The following is a 22,408-nucleotide window of genomic DNA, read 5'->3' on the forward strand; positions in this document are numbered from 1 at the left end:
TATTCAAGGAGTTTTCACATGATGTTGGCAGATCCAAGCAAAAAATACCGTCGTATGTACCAGCGTGTCGATTTACCAGACCGCCAATGGCCGAATAACGAAATTACCAAAGCGCCAATTTGGATGAGTACCGACCTACGTGACGGTAACCAAGCGATCTTTGAGCCAATGAACATCGAACAAAAATTCAAAATGTTCCAAATGCTTGTGAAAATTGGTTTTAAACACATCGAAATTGGTTTCCCATCGGCATCTCAAGTTGACTTCGATTTCACCCGTAAATTGATTGAAGAAGGTCATATTCCAGATGACGTGTATATTGAAGTCTTGGTACAGGCGCGTGACCACTTAATTCAACGTACTTTTGAATCTTTACAAGGTGCTAAACGTGCGATTGTGCATATTTATAATGCCAACTCACCAACCTTCCGTAACAAAGTCTTGAATGTTGATGTTGAAGGTGCCAAACAATTGGCAATCAATGCAGCAAGCAAAGTAAAAGAATACGCAGCGAAGCAACCTGAAACAGAATGGGTATTCCAGTACAGCCCAGAATGTTTTACTGCAACTGAGTTGGAAGTGGCTAAAGATGTTTGTGATGCCGTGACTGAAATTTGGGAAGCATCGCCAACCAATAAAGTCATTTTAAACTTGCCTGCAACAGTGGAAGTGTCTACACCAAACGTGTATGCAGACCAAGTTGAATGGATGCACCGCAATATTGAGCGTCGTGATGGTGTGATCATTTCAGTACACTGTCACAATGACCGTGGTTGTGGTATTGCCGCTTCTGAATTGGCCATCATGGCGGGTGCAGACCGTGTAGAAGGTTGTGTATTTGGTAACGGTGAGCGCACAGGTAACGTAGACGTTGCTGCGATTGCGTTGAACATGTACACCCAAGGTGTTGCACCAGAATTGGATTTCTCGAACATCAACGAAATTATTGCCACAGTTGAAGAATGCACAGGTTTGCCAGTGCATCCACGTCATCCGTATGCAGGTGATTTGGTGTTTACTGCATTCTCTGGTTCACACCAAGATGCGATTAAGAAAGGTTTTGAATTCCAGAAAAACGAAGAAATTTGGGATATGCCTTACTTGCCAATCGACCCGAAAGACTTAGGTCGTGACTATGATGCGGTGATTCGTGTCAACTCACAATCGGGTAAAGGCGGGATAGCTTACTTGTTAGAATCGAACTACAACGTGACTTTACCACGTCGTTTACAAATCGAATTCTCGCAAATTGTGCAACAACGTACCGATGAGCAAGGCACAGAAATTAGCGCAAGTGAAATCTGGAACTTGTTTAAAGACACTTACGTTGCAGTAAAAGATGCGCACTATGCGACGCAAAACTACAAGTTGTCTGATGAAAATGGCAATCAAGTCATTGAGTTAGATGTGGTCGTGAACGGCGAAACACAACGCTTACGCGGCGAAGGCAATGGCCCAATTTCAGCAATTTTGAATGCACTTCAATTGCCAATTGATGTCTTGAACTATGAAGAACGTAGCATTAGCTCAGGCGCACACGCAAAAGCGTTGGCATTAATTGAGTTGCAAGTCAAAGGCACAGGTAAATCTGCCTTTGGTGCAGGGGTACATGACAACATCGTGACCTCATCTATTGATGCGATTATTGCCTGTACCAACCGCTTGATTGAACAAGATGTGTTAAGCACAGATCAAGTGGTTGCAGCGGCAGTGTAATCTTGCGGTAACGTGTAAAAGCATTTTGAAAAGGATACCCCAAGTGGTATCCTTTTATTTATTCATCCTCAGGATTTAAGGCGAATTATTCCCGTGTCTTTTCCAGCTGACTCAGTAGGTATTGTTGTTCCAGAAAAATTCCAATTTGAAGAACCTTTAGAACTCGAATGCGGTCGTGTTCTGCCCCGCTTTGAACTCATGGTCGAAACTTATGGCACGCTAAATGCCGATAAATCCAATGCGATTCTGATCTGTCATGCACTATCAGGGCATCACCATGCTGCGGGTTATCATCATGCCGATGATAAAAAAGCAGGTTGGTGGGATGCCTGTATTGGCCCTGGAAAAGCCATTGATACCAGTCGTTTCTTTGTGGTGGCGCTAAACAATATTGGCGGCTGTAACGGTTCTACTGGCCCCACATCGCCTAACCCTGAAAATGACAACCGTCCTTATGGCCCAGACTTCCCGTTAGTTACGGTGCGAGATTGGGTAAAAACCCAAGCCATGCTGTCTGATCGTTTAGGCATTGAGGTCTGGTATTCGATTATTGGCGGCTCTTTGGGTGGTATGCAGGCCTTGCAGTGGTCGGTAGATTATCCTGACCGTCTGAAAAAATGCGTGATTATTGCCAGTGCACCAAAACTGTCTGCACAAAATATTGCCTTTAACGAAGTCGCACGTCAGTCCATTTTATCTGACCCAGATTTTCATCATGGGCGTTATTTGGAACATGACAGCTATCCAAAACGTGGATTGATTTTGGCACGCATGGTCGGACACATCACCTATTTGTCTGAAGAAGCCATGAAACAGAAATTTGGTCGTGACTTAAAATCTGGCAAGTTTATGTATGGTTTTGATGTCGAATTTCAGGTCGAAAGCTATTTACGCTATCAAGGCGAGCAATTTAGCCGTAACTTCGATGCCAATACTTATTTAATTATGACCAAGGCACTCGATTATTTTGATCCTGCACGTGAATATGAACAGTCCTTGCAACAAGCCATGGCCAATACCAAGTGCAAATTTTTAGTGGTGTCTTTTACCACTGACTGGCGTTTTAGCCCTGCCCGTTCGCAGGAAATTGTAGATGCTTTAATCAGCAATCATAAGCCTGTCAGCTATTTAGATATTGATGCCGAACAAGGACATGACTCCTTCTTGTTTCCAATTCCACTGTATGTAAAAGCCATGCGTGCATTCTTGGGTGGTACAGAACATCTTCAAGCAACCCCACAGGAGGCCGTGTAATGCGTCTTGATCAGCAACTTGCCGAAAAGTGGATTAAACCCAATTCTAAAGTACTCGATTTAGGTTGTGGCGATGGTGAACTGTTGGCACACATGAGCAAACAGCATAATATTCGTGCATACGGATTAGAAATTGATCAAGAAAAGATTGCAATTGCGATCAGTCGCGGGTTAAATATCATCCAACAAGACTTGAATTTGGGGCTTAGCCGTTTTGCAGACCAGTCTTTTGACTATGTGGTCATGGCACAAGCCTTGCAAGCAGTAGATGCACCTGACGTATTATTAAGAGATATGGTACGTGTGGGTAAACAGGCAATTATTACCTTTCCAAACTTTGCGCATTGGAAGACTCGCTCTTTTCTTGCCTTAAAAGGAAAAATGCCTGTTTCAGATGCATTACCTTATATGTGGTACAACACCCCAAATATTCATTTATGTACGTTTCGTGATTTTGAGGCACTTTGTGCCGAAAATAATATTCGCATCATTAACCGACTTGCCGTGAATGGGAATCAACAAGATAGTTTACTCAGTAAGCATCTGCCTAATTTGTTTGGTGAAGTCGCAATTTATCGAGTGAGCGCTCTATGAAAAAACTATTATTAAGCACCACGCTATTGGTTGGACTGTTGAGCATTCAAGCCCATGCAGATTATGTTTCACCGTCATCTTCTGTAGCGAGCCAAGCGGCTCGATATTCAACCATGGATATTAACGGCTTGATTAAAGCAGCCAAAGCAGGTCAGGCAGGCGCACAATTTTACTTAGCGACAAAATATCAACAAGGTAAAGACGTTCAACAAGACAGCCGTCAAGCGTTTGCTTGGTACAAAGCTGCGGCAGATCAAGGTTTATCGGCTGCACAACTCAATGTAGGTCGTATGTTGGCAGATGGTATTGGCACGAAAAAAGACGAAGTCTTAGCACGTCAATATTTTGAAAAGGCGGCTAGCCGTGGTGATAACCGTGCCAGCTTTAACCTTGCCATGATGGAAGAACAAAAGAAAAACTATATGGGTGCGTATCAGTGGTATGAGTTATCTACCCGTGATGGCATGCTCGACAATAAAGTCATTTCTTTGTCTGAAGGTAAGAAAACCGCTTTGGCAGCTAACTTAACTCAAGAACAAATTCGTCAAGCACGTGACCGCGCAGACCAATGGATTCAAGCGCAATAAATTTAACTACGTTTGAAGTGATCTCAAAGCACCTTCGGGTGCTTTTTGTTTTATCCGAAATAAACTGCCTGCATGGCCTGTAGCAGTTCAGGACTGAATTCTTCTACTGCAGCAGAACCTAATACCGCATCTATACCACAATGCGGACAAATTGCGGTTTGCTCATCATCACACCAATCTTCAATTTCGCTATAAGCAAAAGTTTCCAGACAGTAAAAACAGCCAGAACGCTCACTTTGCTGCAATAATGTACGGTGCTGACTCGAATAACGGTAGATCTCTGAAATTTTGCTCATCATGATTCCCCTATTTTTTTATATCTCAGCATAATTGGTATGTATTAAAACAAATCTATCTAAGATTAAACTTTTAAGTCTGCAAAATCCGTTAAAATATCCAAGATTATTTTGAATTAAGATCTGAATTATGGCTGCAACTGATTGGCGTGCTCAAGGTACTTTGGTTTTAGCAAGCAATAACAAGGGAAAAATTGCAGAATTTGAAACCCTGTTTGCGCAATTAGACTTGCCTGTGCAAGTGATTCCGCAAGGTCAACTAAATATTGAAGATGCTGTTGAAGATGGTTTGAGCTTTGTTGAAAATGCCATTTTAAAAGCACGCCATGCCGCAAAAATTTCAGGAAAGCCTGCCATTGCAGATGACTCTGGTTTATGTGTGCCTATTTTAGGCGGCGCACCGGGGATTTATTCTGCACGTTTTGCAGGCGAACATGGCAATGATGCAGCCAACAATGAAAAACTTTTGAATAAACTCAAACCACTACGTCAAGACGGCGCAGCAATTGAAGGTATGTTTGTTTGTGTTTTGGCTTTGGTTGAACATGCCGATGATCCATTACCACAAATTTTCCAAGGTATTTGGAAAGGCGAGATTTTAGCAGAAGCTCGTGGTGAAAATGGTTTTGGCTATGACCCGCTCTTTTGGTTGCCTGAATTGGGAGTGTCGAGCGCAGAAATGTCGAAAGCAGAAAAGAATAAAATCAGTCACCGTGGTCAGGCGATGCAACTGTTTAAAGCAAGTTTACAAGCTTAGATTTAACAGATGTGATTGATCTTACAGCCCGTTTTCAAACACGGGCTGTTTTATTTTCAAGCTTTACAAATCAGGTCAAACATCCCTTGTCGTCAAATCGCAACACATTCGTCACCGCATTGTCATACAGACCTGTTGAGATAGGCTCAACTATTGAGAGGTCTAAATCATGGCAGGATTATCTATTTGGCACGTGCTGATTTTTGCAATTGTGGTCATTTTATTATTTGGTACATCTAAGCTTAAAAACTTAGGTAAAGATGTAGGTGGCGCGGTCAAAGATTTTAAAAAATCAATAAAAGATGATGAGGCAGAAGCGGCGCAACTGAAAGAACCTCGTACGATTGAACATCAAGCCAATAGCAGTGATGTAAATTCGACTGTAAAGCATTAAGGCTGAGGGTTTGAGATTATGCTCAATATTGGAATGACGGAACTGCTGATTTTCGGCATCATTGCATTATTGGTGCTGGGTCCTGAAAAACTCCCTGAAGCAGCGCGTTTTGTCGGCAAGTGGTACTCTAAAATTAAACGTATGGTCAGTAATGTTCAAAATGACATTGACCGCGAATTGCGTTTATCTGAATTACGCGAGCAAATGCAGCAAGAAATGGCGCGTATTCAGGAACTTGAAGCAAAGATGCAAGCACAAATGCATGAAATGCAGCAAGAAAAAATATTTGAAGATACAACTGCAAAAAGCACACATTCCCCGCATGCCGTATCAAAAAATACCTTACAACAGCATCATTACACCTTGGTTTTAAATACTGAAAAAACCTCTGCGGTGTTACTCCCTAAAACTAAAATGACATCACATTCAAATTTATCTGCGCTACAACATACTACAGCGCCCTATACTGAAATGAAGGTTGCAGTATGAGCCAATCAAACGCTTCTGAGCTTTCACATTTGCCTGTGAAGGCAGAGCAAGCCGCATTAGAAGAAATGCCAATTACCAAGCACTTGATGGTGCTGCGTAATCATCTTTTTAAAATTGTAGGGCTTATTCTTGCCTTATTCTTCTGTTTATTGCCCTTTGCCAATAAAACTTATCAAGTATTGTCGGAACCATTACGTGCACAGTTGCCACATACATCAACCATGATTGCGACTGATGTTACCGCAACCTTTATGGCGCCGTTTAAACTAAACTTTTTTGTCGCGCTGTTCATTGCGATGCCATTTATTTTGTATCAGATTTGGGCATTCGTAAAACCAGCGTTATATGAAAAAGAAAAAAGTTTGGCGCTGCCTTTGCTGATCGGCAGTATTTGCTTGTTCTATATCGGAATTAGCTTTGCTTACTTTGTCGCCTTGCCATCCATTCTGCACTTTTTCATTAGCGTTTCCCCTGAAACAGTCGCCCCGATGACCGACATTAATAGCTATCTTACGTTTTGTTTGAAGCTATTTTTGGTTTTTGGTTTTACCTTTGAGATTCCAATTGTCACACTTTTGCTGATTATGATTGGTGTCGTGTCTACGCAAACTTTGGTTGAAAAACGTCGCTTTATTATTGTTGGCTGTTTTTTTGTGGCCATGTTTGTCACACCGCCAGACGCTTTATCGATGATCATGCTTGCCATTCCGATGTGGATGCTGTTTGAAATTGGTTTGTTTTTTGGCAAATTAATTGAGAAGCGCCGAGTCAGTCACAGCTAATCTAAAATATTGAATTTTAAAAAGAAGCACATGGTTGCTTCTTTTTTTGTGCGTGTAGATCACAACTGAACGGATTTAATCAGTTTGACACATAAGCTTAACCCGCATGTCATGTTTAGCCACTAATTTACATATAACTTTCAAACGACTAAGCAATTTGCTAGGAAAAAAAATGACTGATTTTATGCCTTACAATGAAGATCAAGAGTTAGATAATAACACTTCAGACAATACGCACTTTCGTGACATTCTAGAACAACGCATGAGCCGTCGCAGTTTAATTAAAAAAACTGCAAGCGGTGCAGCAGCTTTAGCTTTAGCTTCTTCTTTATCTGCATGTAGTGATGATGATGAAGATACAAATGTAACACCACCAACAAGTAAAGAAGAACCCAATACCAAGCCTGAAATATTAACATTTAAAGCTGTAGATAAAAATTTAAATGATATTGTTACTGTTCCTGAAGGTTACCAAGCAACTGTATTATATGCTTTAGGTGACTCAATCAATCCTTCTTATAGCAATTGGAATGCAGATGCAGATGTTCCATCTGGCCCAAGTTTCCAATTCCGCTCTGGTGACTGTCACGATGGCATGAGCTATTTTGGCTTAAGTACTAAAACTGGTCGTTATGATGAAAATACATCAGATCATGGCTTATTGGTTTTGAACCACGAATATATCAACCAAACCTTCTTACATCCAAAAGGCGCAACTAAAAAGGATGGACGTCGCCCAGAAGATGAAGTGATTCGTGAAGTAAATGCACACGGTGTTTCAGTCGTTCATATTAAGAAAAATGCTGAAACTCAAGCTGTAGAGATTGTGAAGTCATCACCATTTAACCGTCGTATTACAGCTTCGACTGTCATGGATTTTGCAGGGCCTGTAGCTGGTTCTCCATTACTGCACACAGCATTCTCTCCCGCTGGTCGTCAAACTCGAGGCACACAAAATAACTGTGGTAATGGTTATACACCATGGGGCACTTATTTAACTGCTGAAGAAAATTTTATTGGTTATTTCCAACGCTCAGGTACAGACCAATACTCAGCCCGTAGTGAAGCTGAAAAAATAGCACTTAAACGCTATGGCTTAGGCTTAGAGATCTCTTATCAAACTGAAAAAAATGCAGACGGTAGTGTTAAACGTGATGCGAAAAACAACATCATTTATATTTTAGATGCTGATGGTAAAAAAATTCCAGAACGCGATGAGCAAGATCGCATCGTGTATTTGAATAAATCTTCACGCTATGGTTGGGAAACAGCAGAAGCTGGTTTTGAATCTCAAGACATGTATGATCGTTGGGCTGCTAACGTAACCAAAGAGTCTGCAACTCAAGACTATCGTAATGCGCCAAATACATTTGGCTGGATTGTAGAAATTGATCCATTCGATAGCCGCTCAAACCCAGTAAAACGTACTGCATTAGGTCGTTTTGCTCACGAAGACTGTCGCGCCAGCCGCGCAATTGAAGGGCAAAAATTTGCATTCTATATGGGCGATGACTCGCGCGGTGAGTACATCTACAAATTTGTATCAGATGCAACATGGGATCCTAAAGATGTGAATGGTGGCTATCGAGCTGGCGACAAATATATGAATTCAGGGAAATTCTATGTCGCTAAATTTAATGCATCAGGCACAGGAGAGTGGATTGAACTGGCTTATGGTAAAAATGGCTTAACCGAAACAAACGCTATTTACCCATTTAGCTCACAAGCGGATGTCCTTACTTTTGCTCGTCTTGCAGCAGATGCTGTAGGAGCTACAAAAATGGATCGTCCAGAATGGGTTGCTGTAAACCCTGAAAATGGTGAAGTGTACGTGACTTTAACCAATAACTCGAACCGTGGTTCAAGCTATGCAACAGATCCTGCAAACCCACGTAACTACACCGATCCTGAAGGTGGTAAAGGTAACGTCAATGGTCATATTATCCGCTTTAAAGAAGAGAATACTGCAGCAACATCATTTGAATGGGATATCTATCTATTTGGTGCTGAAGCAAGTATGGATCCGACAATTAACCTTTCTAATTTAAGCGATGCAAACGACTTCTCAAGTCCAGATGGTATGTGGTTTGACCCACGTGGTGTTCTTTGGATTCAAACAGATGATGGCGCATATACAGATGTTACAAACTGTATGATGTTAGCAGCACTACCTGGTCAAGTTGGTGATGGCGGTGTTGTAAAAACTGTTGGTGATCAAAGTACAATTGCTGGTGCTCAAGTCACCGATAAAAACTTACGTCGCTTCCTTGTTGGGCCAAAAGAATGTGAAATTACAGGTGTAACCATGACACCTGACTACAAAGCAATCTTTATTAACGTTCAGCACCCAGGTGAAGATTCAAAGAGTTTTGATGCGCCAAGCAGCCATTGGCCTGCAACACAAACTGACATGAACAATAAAACTGCACGTCCTCGTTCAGCAACGGTTGTCATCACCCGTAAAGACGGCAAAGCAATTGCTGGATAACATCCATAAATTAAAAATGCCGACATCACGTCGGCATTTTTTATGCCTCAATGTTCAACTGTTGCTGCACAATATCTCCCTTTTGCTCACCATATTGTGTTTTTTCCAGCCATGTAAATTGCTGCGCCTGCATACGTAAAAAATTGGAACAACGTGTACCGTAAAGTGGACTTTGAATAAAAGTCGATGACAACAACGCTTCCATCTCCAATGAAATCCCTGTTTGCGGTAACAATTCAGATGCAACTTTGCGTTCATCTTGCAAAATATCCCACGCCGCAGCATTTAGCTCTGCCGTTGCAAGATCAGGCAATTGCAGCATCGGTAAAAACTCCTGCGTAAAGCGTTTGCGTAAACGTGCAGTTTTTTCCCAAGGGTCACTCATCAATCCATTCGACACCACATAAACGCCTTTGGCTAAAACCTGCGGCGCTTCTCCACGGTTACTCATATACACCGCTTGAGTGGTATCGCCCACAAATAAATTAAAACCTGCATATTCACATTGCTGTTTTTCTAAGGCTTGCGCAAAACGGATAGGTGTTTGCTCAGATTCTAAAAAAGCCTGAATAATATGCCCGCGTGAGGTTGGATATTCACGAACATCATTCGCATCACGATAATTGGTAATCACAGCCCAGCGTCCCGATGGGGTAATGCCCATCCACGTACCGCCCGATTCTAAATCCTGCCCTGCAACAATTGGACTATGAAGCCATGCTGCCAGTGCTGCTGTCGGACGCCGATAAAACTCATCCCGATTTGAAATCAAACACAGTGGTGTGTCTGCCAAGACCTGCCAAGCCAATGCCACAATACACATAATTTAAACTCTTGATCTTTACACATTGAATGTACAACATTTTTCATCACATTCAGCTAAAATCTGTGCAAAACAGAATCACAAGGAACAGGAATGCTCACCTATCCAAATATTGACCCCGTTGCTATTTCGCTCGGGCCTTTGCAAGTCCATTGGTATGGCTTGATGTATTTACTGGCATTTTTATTTGCTTGGGGTTTGGCAACTTATCGTGCCAAACAACGTGGCTGGACACCAGACATGGTTTCCGACCTGATCTTTTACGGCGCTTTGGGCGTGGTGATTGGTGGACGTGTCGGTTATGTGTTTTTCTACGGCTTTGAACAATTTTTGGAAAATCCACTGTGGTTATTCCAAGTCTGGACAGGCGGCATGAGTTTCCATGGCGGCTTTCTGGGCGTGATTTTAGCCATGCTGTTCTGGTGTAAAAAATACAAAATGACGTGGTTTCAAACTTTGGATTTTATTGCCCCATGTGTACCTACAGGTCTAATGTTTGGTCGTATTGGTAACTTTATTGGTGGTGAATTATATGGTCGCCCTGTGACCGATCCGAATTTTGCTTTGGGGATGATTTTCCCGACCGATCCTTTACAATTGGTACGTCATCCATCGCAATTGTATCAAGCCTTATGTGAAGGTCTAATCCTGTTTATTGTACTGTGGTGGTTTAGTTCAAAGCCACGTCCACGCATGGCAGTGTCTGCCCTATTCCTGATTGGTTATGGTTTGGCGCGCTTTGTTGTCGAATTTTTCCGCGAACCCGATCATGGTCAGCTCTTTATTGCATGGATGAGTAAGGGACAATTCCTGAGCTTACCAATGATTTTGGTCGGTTTCTGGATGATGTGGTATGCCTATCAAAAGAAAATTTATGATTGGGGGCCGCAAAAAAACAGCTAAGCTACTACCCATTTAAATGCAGGTTTCATCCATTCAGGCGAAGTCAATCTTCGCCTTTTTTGTGCTAAAGTAAAAATTCTAAATGTTCGTTTAAACAATTGAAGACTGCAAATGCTTGAATTTTGGTTTAACTCACAGATTACAGTCACAAAGAAAATTGCCCTGCTGATGCTGATCACGCTGGTCACTGCAGCTTTATATCTCTTAGAACCCTTAAAGCTCGATGCGATTTTAATGTTTCTGGCCACAGGTATTGTTTTTTTAATTTGTCGTTACTGCAAAATTCATTTTACTGCACAACATCCCACAGGTTGGTTGGCACGACTATTGACTTGGATTCCACTGGCGTTGTTACTCGCAATAATTTTCATGCAGATTCAACACGGTGAAATTTTACTGTCGGGCGCTCAAGGCATTGGCTTTACCGCTTTGGCTATTTGCCTGTTTTCGCCGTTGGCTTTACTGCATCAACATCACGCTTCCGACACACAATAAAGTCACAACTTTAAAAACTCTGCTATTATTCTTTCTGATTTACTGGGCATCGAATTGCCCAAACAAAAAATATTTCTTTTGCTTGACCAGAGAACGCTATGCGCCAGTATTTAGACCTACTCCAACATATTCTTGACCATGGTGGCGACAAAGGTGACCGTACCGGAACAGGCACACGTTCAGTGTTTGGGCACCAAATGCGTTTTAACCTTGCACAAGGTTTTCCACTGCTGACTACCAAAAAAGTACATTTCCGTTCTATCGTAATTGAGCTGTTATGGTTTTTAAAAGGCGATACCAACGTCAAATATCTACAAGAACATAAAGTCAGTATTTGGGATGAATGGTCTACCGCAGAACAAACCGCGCGCTTTGGTCGTCCTGAAGGTGAACTTGGCCCAGTGTACGGACATCAATGGCGTAATTTTGGTGCAACACAAAAAGCCGATGGTCTGTATGAGCAAGATGGTTTTGACCAAATTGCATGGTTAATCAATGAAATTAAAACCAATCCAAATTCACGTCGTTTAATCGTGTCAGGCTGGAACCCGAAAGAAGCAGGTCAAGTTGCTTTACCGCCTTGCCATACTTTATTCCAGTTTTTTGTGCACAACGGCAAACTCTCATGCCAGCTATATCAACGCAGTGCCGATGTGTTTTTAGGCGTGCCTTTTAATATTGCCAGCTATGCTTTACTAACCCACATGATCGCGCAAGTCTGTGATTTAGAAGTCGGAGATTTTGTCTGGACAGGTGGCGATACGCATTTATATGCCAACCACTTTGAACAGGCACAGTTACAGCTAAGCCGTGAACCACTGGCGTTATGTCAGTTAAAACTCAATCCTGAAATCAAAGATATTTTCGATTTTAAATTTGAAGATATTGAAATTGTAGGCTATGAGTCACATCCTGCAATTAAAGCACCTGTCGCTGTTTAATTGCCTGTTGCTAGATTTATCATCTCAACATTTAAATTGCCCCAACGTCCCCAAAAGATGCTTGGCAGACTAAGAAAATACGAGCCTAATTATGTCATTTCAAAATTTAGAAGTTGTACACGTAGTCGCTATGGATCAACAACGCTGCATTGGTCAGGGTAACCAATTGCCGTGGCATATTTCGGCAGACTTAAAACACTTCAAAGAAATCACCCAAGGTGGCGTGGTGATTATGGGACGCAAAACCTTGGAGTCGATGGGACGCACCCTGCCTAAACGTGTCAATTGGGTGATTACCCGCGACCCAAACTGGGCATTTGAAGGCACAAAAGTGGCGCATAGCATTGAAGATGCCTTGCAACAAGCCGTTGCCGATGTTCAAGCCTCAGAAAAACCAAACACTTTATTTATTATTGGTGGTGGTGAAATTTTTAGCCAAACTATGCCGATTGCTGACCGTTTGGAACTGACGCATATTGAACTAGATGTTCAGGGAGATGCGCATTATCCTGCCATTCCTGCCGAGTTTAAAAAAGTGGCCTCAGAACAGCATGTCGATGAAAAATCAGGGATTGCCTTTGAGTTTGCCCGCTATCAAAAATAATGCTGACAGCCTTGGCAATATTTGATTATGATGACTTAAACGGAATTTAACTTTGCCTCAGGAATGGCGGATGCTGCATTTCATCTTCAGTTTAGGTGTCGTTCTTTCTTCTATTTGGCTCAGTATGGCCTTGTGGATTCATCAGCCTTTGGGTTGGTTAATGAGCCGTGTGCTGATTGGGACTTGGCTAGCCTTCACCCTCAGCATTTTGGGCATTTATATCACTCAGCATTTGCTCAGTCGCAATCAGGATATTTTGGTTTATCTTTTGGGTTTTACCTTGGGGCTGTTTTGGTATTTTGGGATGGATGCCAAGCAAGACCGTGACTGGAACCCTGAAGTAGCCCGTATGCTGCATTATGAACAAGTACAAGATCAGGTCACGCTGCACAATGTCCGCAATTTTGACTGGCATGCCGATGGTCGCTATACCGAACGTTGGGAAACCCGCCAATTTAACCTGAAACAGATTACGGGGGTGAATATCATCACCTCTTACTGGATGGGGCCAAAAATTGCGCATACCTTAGTCAGTTTTGACTTTGCCGATCAAGCGCCACTCACCTTTTCCATTGAAATTCGCAAAGAAAAACACGAAGAGTTTTCTGCGATTGGTGGCTTCTTTCGGCAATATGAACTCAGCCTTGTCGCTGCCGATGAAAAAGATATCATCTACACCCGCAGCAATATTCGGGGTGAGCAAGTTTATTTTTTCCCGATCCAGCTCAATCCACAAGAAGCACAAGCACTGTTTCAGGAATATCTGCATAAAGCCGATGCTTTAGCCGCCAAAGCGCATTGGTATAATACGTTGACCAGTAATTGCACCACGCTGCTGTTTGACATGATTCAGGCAGTATCTCAAAAACGTTTCCCTGCCGACTATCGTCTGTTTGCTTCGGGTTATTTACCCAATTATTTATATGATTTGCATGCGCTGGATCATCGTTGGGATATGCAAACTTGGTATCAACGTGCCCACATTAACCCACGTGTGGAAAACTTAAAAGATATCCACAGCCAAGACTTTTCCGCGCTCATTCGACAAGGCGTGCAGCTCGATTCTTCAGCAAACATCAGCACGCCTTATTCGCATCCGACTTATCAGAACAAAGTGCTGCCCTGACCTATTTTGGTCATTTTGCGCAGATACAATCAATTCAGAGAAAAAACCACACCATATCTTGGAAAAAGTTGCAGCAAACATACAAATTTAACTAGAGCCACGGCGCATAATTTGTTTAGATAGCAACAATTTCAAAAAATTAGAGATCATTCCATGCTAAAAAAATACTTCGGGATCACCTTATTGGGTGCAATGATTGCTTTATCAGGATGTGAAACTATGCCAACTCAAACGAGTGCAAGCCAAATTAGCGCAATCAATCAAGCCAACTTAGTACAACGTACATGGACTGCTACGCAATTGGGCAACAGCATGTTAAAAACAGAAGCAAACCGCCAAAACTTGCCATATTTAAACTTTGATGCCGCCACACAAACAGTCACAGGTTCAGATAGTTGTAACCGACTCAGCGGTAGTTATGTCGCAGGACGTGACACCCTACAATTGGGGCAATTGGCAACCACGCGAATGGCTTGCTTAAATAACAACAACTTAGATCAGAAATTTCATGAAGCCCTAAATAAAGTGACGCATTATCAGGTCTATGGTAAAACCCTGAAATTGCTAGATCGCCATGGAAATTTACTGATTCAATTTGAAACACCAACGGCTGCACGTTAACGGCTAAGCCTAATAATAGACAGGCTTAAAATGGTTTATTCATAAAATATAAGGACAAAATCATGCAACTAGCATTGTTTGGTGGCGGATGTTTCTGGTGTGTCGAAGCCGTATTTTTACAACTGCAAGGCGTAGAAAAAGTCACCAGCGGTTATGCAGGTGGACATACCTTAAACCCAAGCTATGAAGATATTTGCCGTGGCGACAGCGGACATGCAGAAGTCATTTTGATTGATTTTGATGAGCAGCAGATCAGCTATTCACAATTACTTGAGGTGTTTTTTGCCACACACGACCCAACCACATTAAACCGTCAGGGCAATGATGTCGGCACACAATACCGCTCTGTGATTTATTATTTAGATGCTACACAGCAACAAGCTGCCGCCGAGATGATTGCAGCTTTACAAGCAGAAGGTTTAAATGTTGTGACAGAACTCAGTGCAGCACCTGTGTTCTACCCTGCAGAAGATTATCATCAGAATTTTTTTGCTAAAAACCCAAATCAGGGCTACTGTAATTTTTCAATCCCCCCCAAACTGAATAAATTACACAGTAAATTTCAGCATTTACTCAGAAAATAAAAGTCAGATTTAAATAGTTCTACACGGTGATGGTCATTACTCAAGCCATCACCGCTATAGCGCACACTTTATTTCACAAAAGTCGTCCAGACAAATGCCTGCGTTTGCCCCTCTAAGGTCATCTTCAACTGATCGCCCGACTGTAATGCTGCCACCCCTGCAGGTGTACCAGTCATTACCACATCACCAGGTTCTAAACTAAATACTTGGCTAATATCTGCCAACAATGCCGCAATATCAAAAATCAATAAACTGGTATCGCCTTGCTGACGTAATTCATCATTAATGTCCAAACGATATTGCACGTTTTTCCAGTCCTGAATTTCCGATACATCCACCCAATCTGCCAACACACAAGAACCGTCAAACGCTTTGGCTCGTTCCCACGGCTGTCCTTTTTTCTTGAGTTCATCCTGCAATTCACGCAAAGTTAAATCCAAACCCAAGGTCACTGCACCTACAGCATCCAATACTTTGGCAGGATCTGTGTCTGCATTTAAAGGTTGGTCAATGCGTAAACTCAATTCACATTCATAGTGACAATTGCCCCAGACCTTATTCCACGTAATCCCATCACTTAAACTGCGTAAACTGCTTGGCGGTTTAATAAATAACACAGGACGATCAGGTACAGCATTACCTAATTCTTTGGCATGGTCTGCATAACTGCGACCGACACAGACAATTTTAGATGGACGTGTACTCATGATCATCCTCAAATAACTCGTAAATTGGGAAAATTAGAACTTACTTTTTAAAAGTATTTTCAAAAACCGTTTGTTCTGCAGGCAGATTAAATGCACGTTTCGGTACAATCACCACTGTACGATTTTTTAATTCCAGCATATAGGTGAGTTTACCCACAGCGAAATTTTGCACCTCGTTATAATGAAATACCTGTTTACGACCATTGGCATACAGCTCGGCATAGTCCTGAAATAAATCAATGCCTTGCTCGCTTTTACCAAATTGGTATTTCACAAACTGACGCTTAAACATCATCGGTAAAAACCAGTAGCGCATTAAAATTTGCAACAGCAAAAAGAAAGCACCAAGTGCAATGTAGTAACGACCTACACCATCAAAACCTAAATAAAAGCCCCAAGCGATAATCGCCACACTAATCAACGGTGTAATAAAACGGGTAAATTGTTTTTTACCAAAAGTCGCAAGGGCAAAGCCGTCTTGAGATTCTTCTAAATTTAAAAAATAGCGCAAAGACAATGCTGGCTGCGTGTCAGACATAAGCTCATCATCAAGTCATTCAAATTGAGCTAAATCTTACACTAGATTGAGCACTTTCCTTATTTTTTTCGTGTTTATTCGCTCAAAGCCAGACGTAAAACAATGGTCATGCTTTTGACACAGAAACTTCATCATTTTTAGATAGTGTAGATGCAAAAAAACCGCATCAAAAGTGCGGTTTTTTATTTCAAGTTGGTGCGCTCAGAGAGATTCGAACTCCCGACCCCTTAGTTCGTAGCCAAGTGCTCTATCCAGCTGAGCTATGAGCGCGACGACTTGATGGGGTGCATTATACGTGTTTTTTTCTGGCTGTTAAGTATTAATTCATCATTTTGCAATCAAATGCACAGATATTGGACGATTCAAAAGAATTTTAACGTAAAACCATGAGTACGCTATTCTTTTTAATAAACTGATTATTGTTTGAGTTTACTAAATTTCAGGCACAAAAAAACCGCATTTAAGCGGTTGATTGTTCAAGTTGGTGCGCTCAGAGAGATTCGAACTCCCGACCCCTTAGTTCGTAGCCAAGTGCTCTATCCAGCTGAGCTATGAGCGCATTACTTGTGTGCCAATTTAGGCGATACGTTACTGTTCGGTTTACTTATTGGTGCGCTCAGAGAGATTCGAACTCCCGACCCCTTAGTTCGTAGCCAAGTGCTCTATCCAGCTGAGCTATGAGCGCGACATAAGTAAAGCGTGGCGGTGAGAGAGGGATTCGAACCCTCGATACAGTTACCCGTATGCGTCCTTAGCAGGGACGTGGTTTCAGCCACTCACCCATCTCACCGTAACGTGCCGCCATAATACAAATTAAGTGCTAGCACTGCAAGCTTCGATACCACAATTTTTGCATATTTTTGCTCAATTAAATATTTTTTAAACAATTTTCAGGATTCATCACCAGAATTACGCCTGAACTTTTGGCAATCGCTGCACAAAAACTAGAAACATCGTAAAATAACGACAGAAAACACATTATTGCAATCATTTACGTGCAGTCTTCACGTACATGACTTATGCTAAACCTATCTTCTGACATGAAGTTTATTCCATGATGAAAAATTGGGTCGATCCTGAAGCGAAAGCTGAAGCCGAACGCTACGAAAATCCTATTCCAAGCCGTACCTTAATCTTAGAAACCATTGAAACCTTGCAAGCGGCACAGTCACATGCAGACTTGGTAGAGCATTTTGCGATTGCCGATCAAAAAAGTATTGACGCCCTGAGCCATCGTTTAATTGCCATGGTACGTGATGGTCAGCTCATGAAAGATGGATTCAAGTTCCAGCTGGCTGCAGAACAACCGACTCATGACGCCACGGTTTACATCAACAGTAAAGGTTTAGGCACAGCCAATATTGCAGGTCATGAAGATATTTTATTGCCTGAACGCGAACTACGTTTGGTGTTTAATGGCGATCAAGTCAAAGTCCGCCAGACATCGGTAGATCGTAAAGGCAAGGCATGGGGGTTTATTACCGAAGTCACCCAGCGTCGTGTCAAACAAATCATTGGTAAATTGTCAGAATACGATGGTGAATATTTTATTCAGCCTGCCCAGCCAAATAGCCATCAACCCATTACCCTTGAAAAAGAATTAATTGAACATGCCCAAGTTAAATTGGGCGATTCTGTGCGCATTGCGATTGACGACTATCCAACCCGCGAAGAATTTGCCACAGGACATATTATTCAGTCGATGGCAGACAAAGCCGAAACTGAAATTATTATTCCGCAAACCATTTTAGAATTTGGTCTGCCGTATGAATTTCCTGAAGAGGTCATTCAAGAAGCTGAAAGCTTTCAAGAACCGACTGCCCAAGACCGTGAAGGACGTGTTGATTTACGCGATTTAGCCTTAGTGACTATTGATGGTGAAGATGCCCGCGACTTTGACGATGCAGTATATGCAGAAAAACGTCCAGGTGGTGGTTACCGTGTCGTGGTCGCAATTGCCGATGTCAGCCATTACGTCCGCACAGGCAAACCTCTGGATGATGAAGCTCAGGAACGTGGGACTTCAGTCTATTTCCCGCATTTTGTATTGCCGATGTTGCCTGAAGCTTTATCGAATGGCTTATGTTCGCTCAATCCACAGGTTGACCGTTTGTGTATGGTCTGCGATTTAAAACTGTCACGCGCAGGTCGTGTCACAGGTTTTGAATTTTATCCATCGGTCATGCATTCCAAAGCACGTTTAACCTATACTCAAGTGGCACAATATTTTGAGGGTGATAGTGCGGCAATTCCAGAAGATCGGGAGGTGCGCAAATCATTAAATACTCTGTTCCAACTGTATCAAGTGCTGAAAGGTTTACGTGCTGAACGTCATGCCATGGAGTTTGAAACCGTTGAAACCTACATGACCTTTGATGAGTTAGGTGGAATTAAAGAAATTTTGCCGCGCAGCCGTAACGATGCGCATAAACTGATTGAAGAATGTATGTTACTCGCCAACGTCGCAGCAGCAGAATATGCACTCAAACATGATGTGCCGATGCTGTACCGTGTGCATGAACCGCCAGAGTTTTCACGTATTCAAAAAGTCCGTGATTTTGTCAAATTACTTGGGCTACATTTTCCAGAACAACCCACTCAGGCCGACTATCAAGCGGTGATTGAAGCCACTAAAGATCGTATTGATGCACCAAGTATTCACGCGGTGTTATTACGCTCAATGATGCAAGCCTATTATGGCGCCAATAATTCAGGTCACTATGGTTTAGCTTACGATGCCTACACGCATTTCACTTCACCAATTCGTCGCTACCCTGACCTATTGTTGCATCGTGCCATTAAAGCGCATTTAAAACAAAAACCATCACCACTTTCGGGCGCAGCTTTAGATGATGCAGGCGAACATTATTCTGCAACTGAACGTCGTGCCGATGAAGCCTCACGCTCTGTCACCACATGGCTAAAATGCCACTATATGCAGCAGCATTTGGGTGAAGAATTTGTGGGCGTAATTTCTGCAGTAGCCGAATTTGGTTTATTTGTTACTCTCAAAGACCTTTATGTCGATGGCATGATTCATGTCAGCCAGTTGGGCGATGACTTCTTTGTATTTGACCAAGCCAGCCAAAGCCTAATTGGACAAGCACGTGGTCAAAGCTTTAGCTTGGGCGATGAAGTTAAAATTAAAGTCGCGGCTGTCAATTTAGAAGATCGCAAAATTGATTTTGAGCTCATGCAGCAACTCACCCATGCAGGTCGTGCTATTCGTATGCGCGCACCGCGCGTGGCAAAACCGTTCAGCCGTGAAGCCACTGAAGAAGTTTTTTCTGAGCGTCCAAGCAAGGCGACTTTAAGTGAAAACGGTGAGCAACCTGTGCCGAAGAAAAAGCCAAAAAGCAAACCGAGCTCTTACGGTAAAAAAACCTCAGCGAAGTCGGAAGCTAAACCGAAAGACAAAGCCAAAAAAAAGACCAAGGTGAAAAAGAAAAAAGCCAATGCCAAGTCTAAATTTGACTAGCATCGGCTATTTCCCAACCACTTCAAAAAGAGCTACGGCTCTTTTTGTTTTTGGGGATCGCCTCAAACAGCCATATTCTGACAAAGTTATGACCTTGATTAGCTAAATCTGCCCTTTTGCCTTGATTTCAGCCCTCAAAAGCCCTACATCTATTAATCATGAAAGAAATTTAGATGGCACTCAAAAAATGAAATTACAGCAAGCAACTTTACCTGTTCCCCAATTTGATCAAATTACACTGGCAGATTTAAAACAAAAAATTGAGCATGCCATTCAGCAGGGACAAAACTTTTTAAATAATCTGACTGCAGTACCTGAAAATACGACGGCGCAATTAAATGTTTTAGAACAGATTGATCAGCTCGAAAATAACATGAGCGAAGCATGGGGCATGCTGTCACATTTAAATGCGGTCATGAATAATCCTGAAACCCGCGAAGTGTATCAAGCGCTGTTACCAAGTTTAAGCGACTACTACACTCAATTGGGTCAGCACACGGTGTTGTATCAAAGCTATCAACATATTCACGACGCCAACACCTTTAAAGATTTGCCTGCTGCACAACAAAGCGCAATTCAACTGGCATTGCGCGACTTTAAACTGTCAGGTGTGGCCTTAGAAGGTGAAGCTAAAAAACGCTATGCTGAAATTTCAGCGCGTTTATCGCAACTGTCATCAGACTTTTCCAATCATGTGTTGGATGCCACTCAAGCCTATTACAAAGTATTGTCCGAAGATCAGCTCAAAGGTTTACCGCCAAGCAGCGTTGAATTGCTGAAACAATATGGTCAGCAACGCGAATTGGAACAAGCTGTGGCAACACTGGATATTCCTGCCTATTTAGCCATTATGACCTATGCCGATGATCGTGCTTTGCGCGAAACCTTGTATCAGGCATACACTACTCGCGCGTCCGATCAATCAGCCCAGTCTGAATTTGACAACACCCCGATCATGGAAGAAATCTTGCGTTTACGTCAAGAAATGGCGCAATTGCTCGGTTTTAACAACTATGCAGAATTATCCCTTGCCAGCAAAATGGCACCAAGTGTCGAAGCAGTCGATCAATTCCTGCGTGAACTGGCAGAACATGCTCGTGCACCTGCAGAACAAGAAATTGCCGAACTCAAAGCCATTGCCGCCCAAGATGGGATTGATACCTTACAACCGTGGGATACAGGCTACTATTCTGAAAAATTAAAATTACAGCAATTTAACCTTTCACAAGAAATGTTAAAACCATATTTCCCTGCACCGAAAGTGGTTGAAGGTCTATTTAGCATCGTCAAGCGTTTATACGATGTCGATATTATTGAGCGCGCTGCCCCTGTTTGGCATCCTGATGCACGTTATTTTGAACTTGAAGATCAAGGTCAAGTGATTGGTGGTTTTTACTTTGATCTATATGCCCGTACAGGCAAACGCGGCGGTGCATGGATGAGTGGTTTCCGTTCACGCATGCAATTGGCACAAGGTTTACAAAAACCAATTTGCTATATGGTGTGTAACTTTACCCCACCTGTTGCAGACCAACCCGCGCTTTTAACGCATGATGAAGTCATCACCCTATTCCATGAATTTGGACATGGCTTACATCACATGCTAACTGAAGTAGATAATATTGCTGTGGCAGGTACACATGGTGTCGCTTGGGATGCGGTGGAATTACCAAGCCAATTCATGGAATTTTGGACTTGGGATCAAGATAGTTTAGATATGCTGAGTGCGCATATTGAAACCCAAGACACCCTGCCAGAACACCTGCTTAAAGCACTGTTAGATGCACGTTTCTTCCAGTCGGGAATGCAGAGCCTGCGCCAAATTGAATTTGCCCTGTTCGATTTAAGTATTCATCGCAGCAACCCTGCTTTAAATGCGGAACAGATTCAAGCCATGCTAGATGATATTCGTCAAAACTATGCCGTTGCGCCAACTACAGCTTACAACCGCTTCCAGCACAGCTTCAGCCATATTTTCGCAGGCGGCTATGCTGCAGGATATTATTCATACAAATGGGCAGAGGTTTTGGCCAGCGATGCCTTTGATCGCTTTGAAAATGAAGGGCTATTTAACACCGAAACTGGCAAGCAGTTTAGACAGTTTATTCTAGCAGTTGGCGGAAAAGATTCAGCGCTTGACGCATTTATCAATTTCCGCGGACGCGAGCCAAAAATTGACGCACTATTACGTCATCAAGGTTGGACGAACACAGTCAAAAATGCTTAAACTAA

Annotated in this window: 22 protein-coding genes and 4 tRNA genes; 18 read left to right on the top strand and 8 right to left on the bottom strand. The window is 42.4% G+C overall.

Annotated features, from left to right (window positions below):
* Window positions 1-18 precede the first annotated feature (18 nt).
* From leuA to FTT91_RS03250, 4 genes are all read left to right on the top strand, one after another.
* A complete protein-coding gene (gene leuA / locus FTT91_RS03235; protein WP_180168971.1) occupies window positions 19-1,716 on the top strand; it encodes a 2-isopropylmalate synthase in 1,698 nt (565 codons plus the stop codon).
* Between the two features lie 93 nt (window positions 1,717-1,809).
* Complete coding sequence (locus tag FTT91_RS03240; protein WP_179993961.1) at window positions 1,810-2,970, top strand: homoserine O-acetyltransferase; 1,161 nt, start codon at window positions 1,810-1,812, stop codon at window positions 2,968-2,970.
* Window positions 2,970-3,563 carry a methionine biosynthesis protein MetW gene (metW, locus tag FTT91_RS03245; protein WP_004974832.1) on the top strand — a complete coding sequence of 198 codons (594 nt, stop codon included), beginning with the start codon at window positions 2,970-2,972 and terminating at the stop codon, window positions 3,561-3,563. Before FTT91_RS03240 ends, metW begins: the two co-directional genes overlap by 1 nt.
* Complete coding sequence (locus FTT91_RS03250) at window positions 3,560-4,150, top strand: tetratricopeptide repeat protein (RefSeq protein ID WP_096901383.1); 591 nt, start codon at window positions 3,560-3,562, stop codon at window positions 4,148-4,150. Before metW ends, FTT91_RS03250 begins: the two co-directional genes overlap by 4 nt.
* 50 nt (window positions 4,151-4,200) lie before the next feature.
* Here the strand turns inward: FTT91_RS03250 and FTT91_RS03255 are convergent, their stop codons facing one another.
* Window positions 4,201-4,446, bottom strand: a complete 246-nt coding sequence (locus tag FTT91_RS03255) for a cytoplasmic protein (RefSeq protein WP_225530414.1) — start codon at window positions 4,444-4,446, stop codon at window positions 4,201-4,203.
* Between the two features lie 130 nt (window positions 4,447-4,576).
* Here FTT91_RS03255 and rdgB point away from each other — a divergent pair, with 130 nt between their 5' ends.
* The 5 genes from rdgB to FTT91_RS03280 all read left to right on the top strand — a co-directional run bounded on the left by rdgB (window position 4,577) and on the right by FTT91_RS03280 (window position 9,356).
* Window positions 4,577-5,203: an RdgB/HAM1 family non-canonical purine NTP pyrophosphatase gene (gene rdgB / locus FTT91_RS03260; RefSeq protein ID WP_004974822.1), complete on the top strand. Its 627-nt coding sequence runs from the start codon at window positions 4,577-4,579 to the stop codon at window positions 5,201-5,203.
* Window positions 5,204-5,372: 169 nt separating this feature from the next.
* Window positions 5,373-5,597 (top strand): Sec-independent protein translocase subunit TatA, encoded by a 225-nt coding sequence (gene tatA / locus FTT91_RS03265; protein ID WP_004974820.1) that lies wholly within the window; start codon window positions 5,373-5,375, stop codon window positions 5,595-5,597.
* Window positions 5,598-5,615: 18 nt separating this feature from the next.
* Entirely contained in the window at window positions 5,616-6,086 is a 471-nt protein-coding gene (gene tatB / locus FTT91_RS03270; RefSeq protein ID WP_180168972.1) for a Sec-independent protein translocase protein TatB, read from the top strand.
* Window positions 6,083-6,868 carry a twin-arginine translocase subunit TatC gene (gene tatC / locus FTT91_RS03275; protein WP_004974811.1) on the top strand — a complete coding sequence of 262 codons (786 nt, stop codon included), beginning with the start codon at window positions 6,083-6,085 and terminating at the stop codon, window positions 6,866-6,868. The genes tatB and tatC overlap by 4 nt, the downstream gene beginning before the upstream one ends.
* 172 nt (window positions 6,869-7,040) lie before the next feature.
* Complete coding sequence (locus FTT91_RS03280) at window positions 7,041-9,356, top strand: PhoX family phosphatase (RefSeq protein WP_180168973.1); 2,316 nt, start codon at window positions 7,041-7,043, stop codon at window positions 9,354-9,356.
* 40 nt (window positions 9,357-9,396) lie between these two features.
* Here FTT91_RS03280 and FTT91_RS03285 read toward each other — a convergent pair whose 3' ends face one another.
* Window positions 9,397-10,179 carry an NRDE family protein gene (locus FTT91_RS03285; RefSeq protein WP_180168974.1) on the bottom strand — a complete coding sequence of 261 codons (783 nt, stop codon included), beginning with the start codon at window positions 10,177-10,179 and terminating at the stop codon, window positions 9,397-9,399.
* Between the two features lie 93 nt (window positions 10,180-10,272).
* Here FTT91_RS03285 and lgt point away from each other — a divergent pair, with 93 nt between their 5' ends.
* The 7 genes from lgt to msrA all read left to right on the top strand — a co-directional run bounded on the left by lgt (window position 10,273) and on the right by msrA (window position 15,453).
* Window positions 10,273-11,082 (top strand): prolipoprotein diacylglyceryl transferase, encoded by an 810-nt coding sequence (gene lgt / locus FTT91_RS03290; protein WP_096901379.1) that lies wholly within the window; start codon window positions 10,273-10,275, stop codon window positions 11,080-11,082.
* Window positions 11,083-11,193: 111 nt separating this feature from the next.
* Window positions 11,194-11,577 (top strand): AzlD domain-containing protein, encoded by a 384-nt coding sequence (locus FTT91_RS03295; protein ID WP_180168975.1) that lies wholly within the window; start codon window positions 11,194-11,196, stop codon window positions 11,575-11,577.
* Window positions 11,578-11,675: 98 nt separating this feature from the next.
* The gene (thyA, locus tag FTT91_RS03300) at window positions 11,676-12,518 is read left to right on the top strand and encodes a thymidylate synthase (protein ID WP_004974795.1); all 843 of its coding nucleotides are present in this window, start codon (window positions 11,676-11,678) and stop codon (window positions 12,516-12,518) included.
* Between the two features lie 91 nt (window positions 12,519-12,609).
* Complete coding sequence (locus FTT91_RS03305) at window positions 12,610-13,122, top strand: dihydrofolate reductase (protein WP_004974792.1); 513 nt, start codon at window positions 12,610-12,612, stop codon at window positions 13,120-13,122.
* A 70-nt stretch (window positions 13,123-13,192) separates the two neighbouring features.
* Window positions 13,193-14,248, top strand: a complete 1,056-nt coding sequence (locus tag FTT91_RS03310) for a DUF4105 domain-containing protein (RefSeq protein WP_180044017.1) — start codon at window positions 13,193-13,195, stop codon at window positions 14,246-14,248.
* Between the two features lie 153 nt (window positions 14,249-14,401).
* Window positions 14,402-14,869 carry an META domain-containing protein gene (locus tag FTT91_RS03315; protein ID WP_004974787.1) on the top strand — a complete coding sequence of 156 codons (468 nt, stop codon included), beginning with the start codon at window positions 14,402-14,404 and terminating at the stop codon, window positions 14,867-14,869.
* A gap of 62 nt (window positions 14,870-14,931) precedes the next feature.
* Window positions 14,932-15,453, top strand: coding sequence for a peptide-methionine (S)-S-oxide reductase MsrA (gene msrA / locus FTT91_RS03320; protein WP_180168976.1), 522 nt, complete (start codon window positions 14,932-14,934; stop codon window positions 15,451-15,453).
* A 68-nt stretch (window positions 15,454-15,521) separates the two neighbouring features.
* Here the strand turns inward: msrA and FTT91_RS03325 are convergent, their stop codons facing one another.
* From FTT91_RS03325 to FTT91_RS03350, 6 genes are all read right to left on the bottom strand, one after another.
* Window positions 15,522-16,160 carry a fumarylacetoacetate hydrolase family protein gene (locus FTT91_RS03325; RefSeq protein ID WP_180168977.1) on the bottom strand — a complete coding sequence of 213 codons (639 nt, stop codon included), beginning with the start codon at window positions 16,158-16,160 and terminating at the stop codon, window positions 15,522-15,524.
* 40 nt (window positions 16,161-16,200) lie between these two features.
* The gene (locus FTT91_RS03330; protein ID WP_180168978.1) at window positions 16,201-16,698 is read right to left on the bottom strand and encodes a YcxB family protein; all 498 of its coding nucleotides are present in this window, start codon (window positions 16,696-16,698) and stop codon (window positions 16,201-16,203) included.
* Window positions 16,699-16,891: 193 nt separating this feature from the next.
* Window positions 16,892-16,968, bottom strand: a tRNA-Arg gene (locus tag FTT91_RS03335).
* Window positions 16,969-17,180: 212 nt separating this feature from the next.
* Window positions 17,181-17,257, bottom strand: a tRNA-Arg gene (locus FTT91_RS03340).
* Between the two features lie 49 nt (window positions 17,258-17,306).
* Window positions 17,307-17,383 (bottom strand) — tRNA-Arg (locus tag FTT91_RS03345).
* A gap of 15 nt (window positions 17,384-17,398) precedes the next feature.
* A tRNA-Ser gene (locus tag FTT91_RS03350) sits at window positions 17,399-17,488 on the bottom strand.
* Window positions 17,489-17,752: 264 nt separating this feature from the next.
* Here FTT91_RS03350 and rnr point away from each other — a divergent pair.
* Both rnr and FTT91_RS03360 read left to right on the top strand, forming a co-directional pair.
* Window positions 17,753-20,176, top strand: coding sequence for a ribonuclease R (rnr, locus tag FTT91_RS03355; protein ID WP_180168979.1), 2,424 nt, complete (start codon window positions 17,753-17,755; stop codon window positions 20,174-20,176).
* A gap of 187 nt (window positions 20,177-20,363) precedes the next feature.
* Window positions 20,364-22,403 (top strand): M3 family metallopeptidase, encoded by a 2,040-nt coding sequence (locus FTT91_RS03360; RefSeq protein ID WP_180168980.1) that lies wholly within the window; start codon window positions 20,364-20,366, stop codon window positions 22,401-22,403.
* Window positions 22,404-22,408 lie beyond the last annotated feature (5 nt).

This window comes from Acinetobacter sp. YH12021 (assembly GCF_013420145.1).
GTDB lineage: Bacteria > Pseudomonadota > Gammaproteobacteria > Pseudomonadales > Moraxellaceae > Acinetobacter > Acinetobacter towneri.

Bases quoted from the DNA above. Each gene is read 5' to 3' on its own strand.
- FTT91_RS03255 (WP_225530414.1), bottom strand. From the start codon at position 4,446: ATGAGCAAAATTTCAGAGATCTACCGTTATTCGAGTCAGCACCGTACA.
- FTT91_RS03305 (WP_004974792.1), top strand. From the start codon at position 12,610: ATGTCATTTCAAAATTTAGAAGTTGTACACGTAGTCGCTATGGATCAA.
- FTT91_RS03295 (WP_180168975.1), top strand. From the start codon at position 11,194: ATGCTTGAATTTTGGTTTAACTCACAGATTACAGTCACAAAGAAAATT.
- rnr (WP_180168979.1), top strand. From the start codon at position 17,753: ATGATGAAAAATTGGGTCGATCCTGAAGCGAAAGCTGAAGCCGAACGC.
- tatA (WP_004974820.1), top strand. From the start codon at position 5,373: ATGGCAGGATTATCTATTTGGCACGTGCTGATTTTTGCAATTGTGGTC.
- metW (WP_004974832.1), top strand. From the start codon at position 2,970: ATGCGTCTTGATCAGCAACTTGCCGAAAAGTGGATTAAACCCAATTCT.
- FTT91_RS03250 (WP_096901383.1), top strand. From the start codon at position 3,560: ATGAAAAAACTATTATTAAGCACCACGCTATTGGTTGGACTGTTGAGC.
- leuA (WP_180168971.1), top strand. From the start codon at position 19: ATGATGTTGGCAGATCCAAGCAAAAAATACCGTCGTATGTACCAGCGT.
- FTT91_RS03330 (WP_180168978.1), bottom strand. From the start codon at position 16,698: ATGTCTGACACGCAGCCAGCATTGTCTTTGCGCTATTTTTTAAATTTA.
- lgt (WP_096901379.1), top strand. From the start codon at position 10,273: ATGCTCACCTATCCAAATATTGACCCCGTTGCTATTTCGCTCGGGCCT.
- FTT91_RS03310 (WP_180044017.1), top strand. From the start codon at position 13,193: ATGCTGCATTTCATCTTCAGTTTAGGTGTCGTTCTTTCTTCTATTTGG.
- thyA (WP_004974795.1), top strand. From the start codon at position 11,676: ATGCGCCAGTATTTAGACCTACTCCAACATATTCTTGACCATGGTGGC.
- FTT91_RS03325 (WP_180168977.1), bottom strand. From the start codon at position 16,160: ATGAGTACACGTCCATCTAAAATTGTCTGTGTCGGTCGCAGTTATGCA.
- rdgB (WP_004974822.1), top strand. From the start codon at position 4,577: ATGGCTGCAACTGATTGGCGTGCTCAAGGTACTTTGGTTTTAGCAAGC.
- tatB (WP_180168972.1), top strand. From the start codon at position 5,616: ATGCTCAATATTGGAATGACGGAACTGCTGATTTTCGGCATCATTGCA.
- msrA (WP_180168976.1), top strand. From the start codon at position 14,932: ATGCAACTAGCATTGTTTGGTGGCGGATGTTTCTGGTGTGTCGAAGCC.
- FTT91_RS03315 (WP_004974787.1), top strand. From the start codon at position 14,402: ATGCTAAAAAAATACTTCGGGATCACCTTATTGGGTGCAATGATTGCT.
- FTT91_RS03280 (WP_180168973.1), top strand. From the start codon at position 7,041: ATGACTGATTTTATGCCTTACAATGAAGATCAAGAGTTAGATAATAAC.
- FTT91_RS03285 (WP_180168974.1), bottom strand. From the start codon at position 10,179: ATGTGTATTGTGGCATTGGCTTGGCAGGTCTTGGCAGACACACCACTG.
- FTT91_RS03360 (WP_180168980.1), top strand. From the start codon at position 20,364: ATGAAATTACAGCAAGCAACTTTACCTGTTCCCCAATTTGATCAAATT.
- tatC (WP_004974811.1), top strand. From the start codon at position 6,083: ATGAGCCAATCAAACGCTTCTGAGCTTTCACATTTGCCTGTGAAGGCA.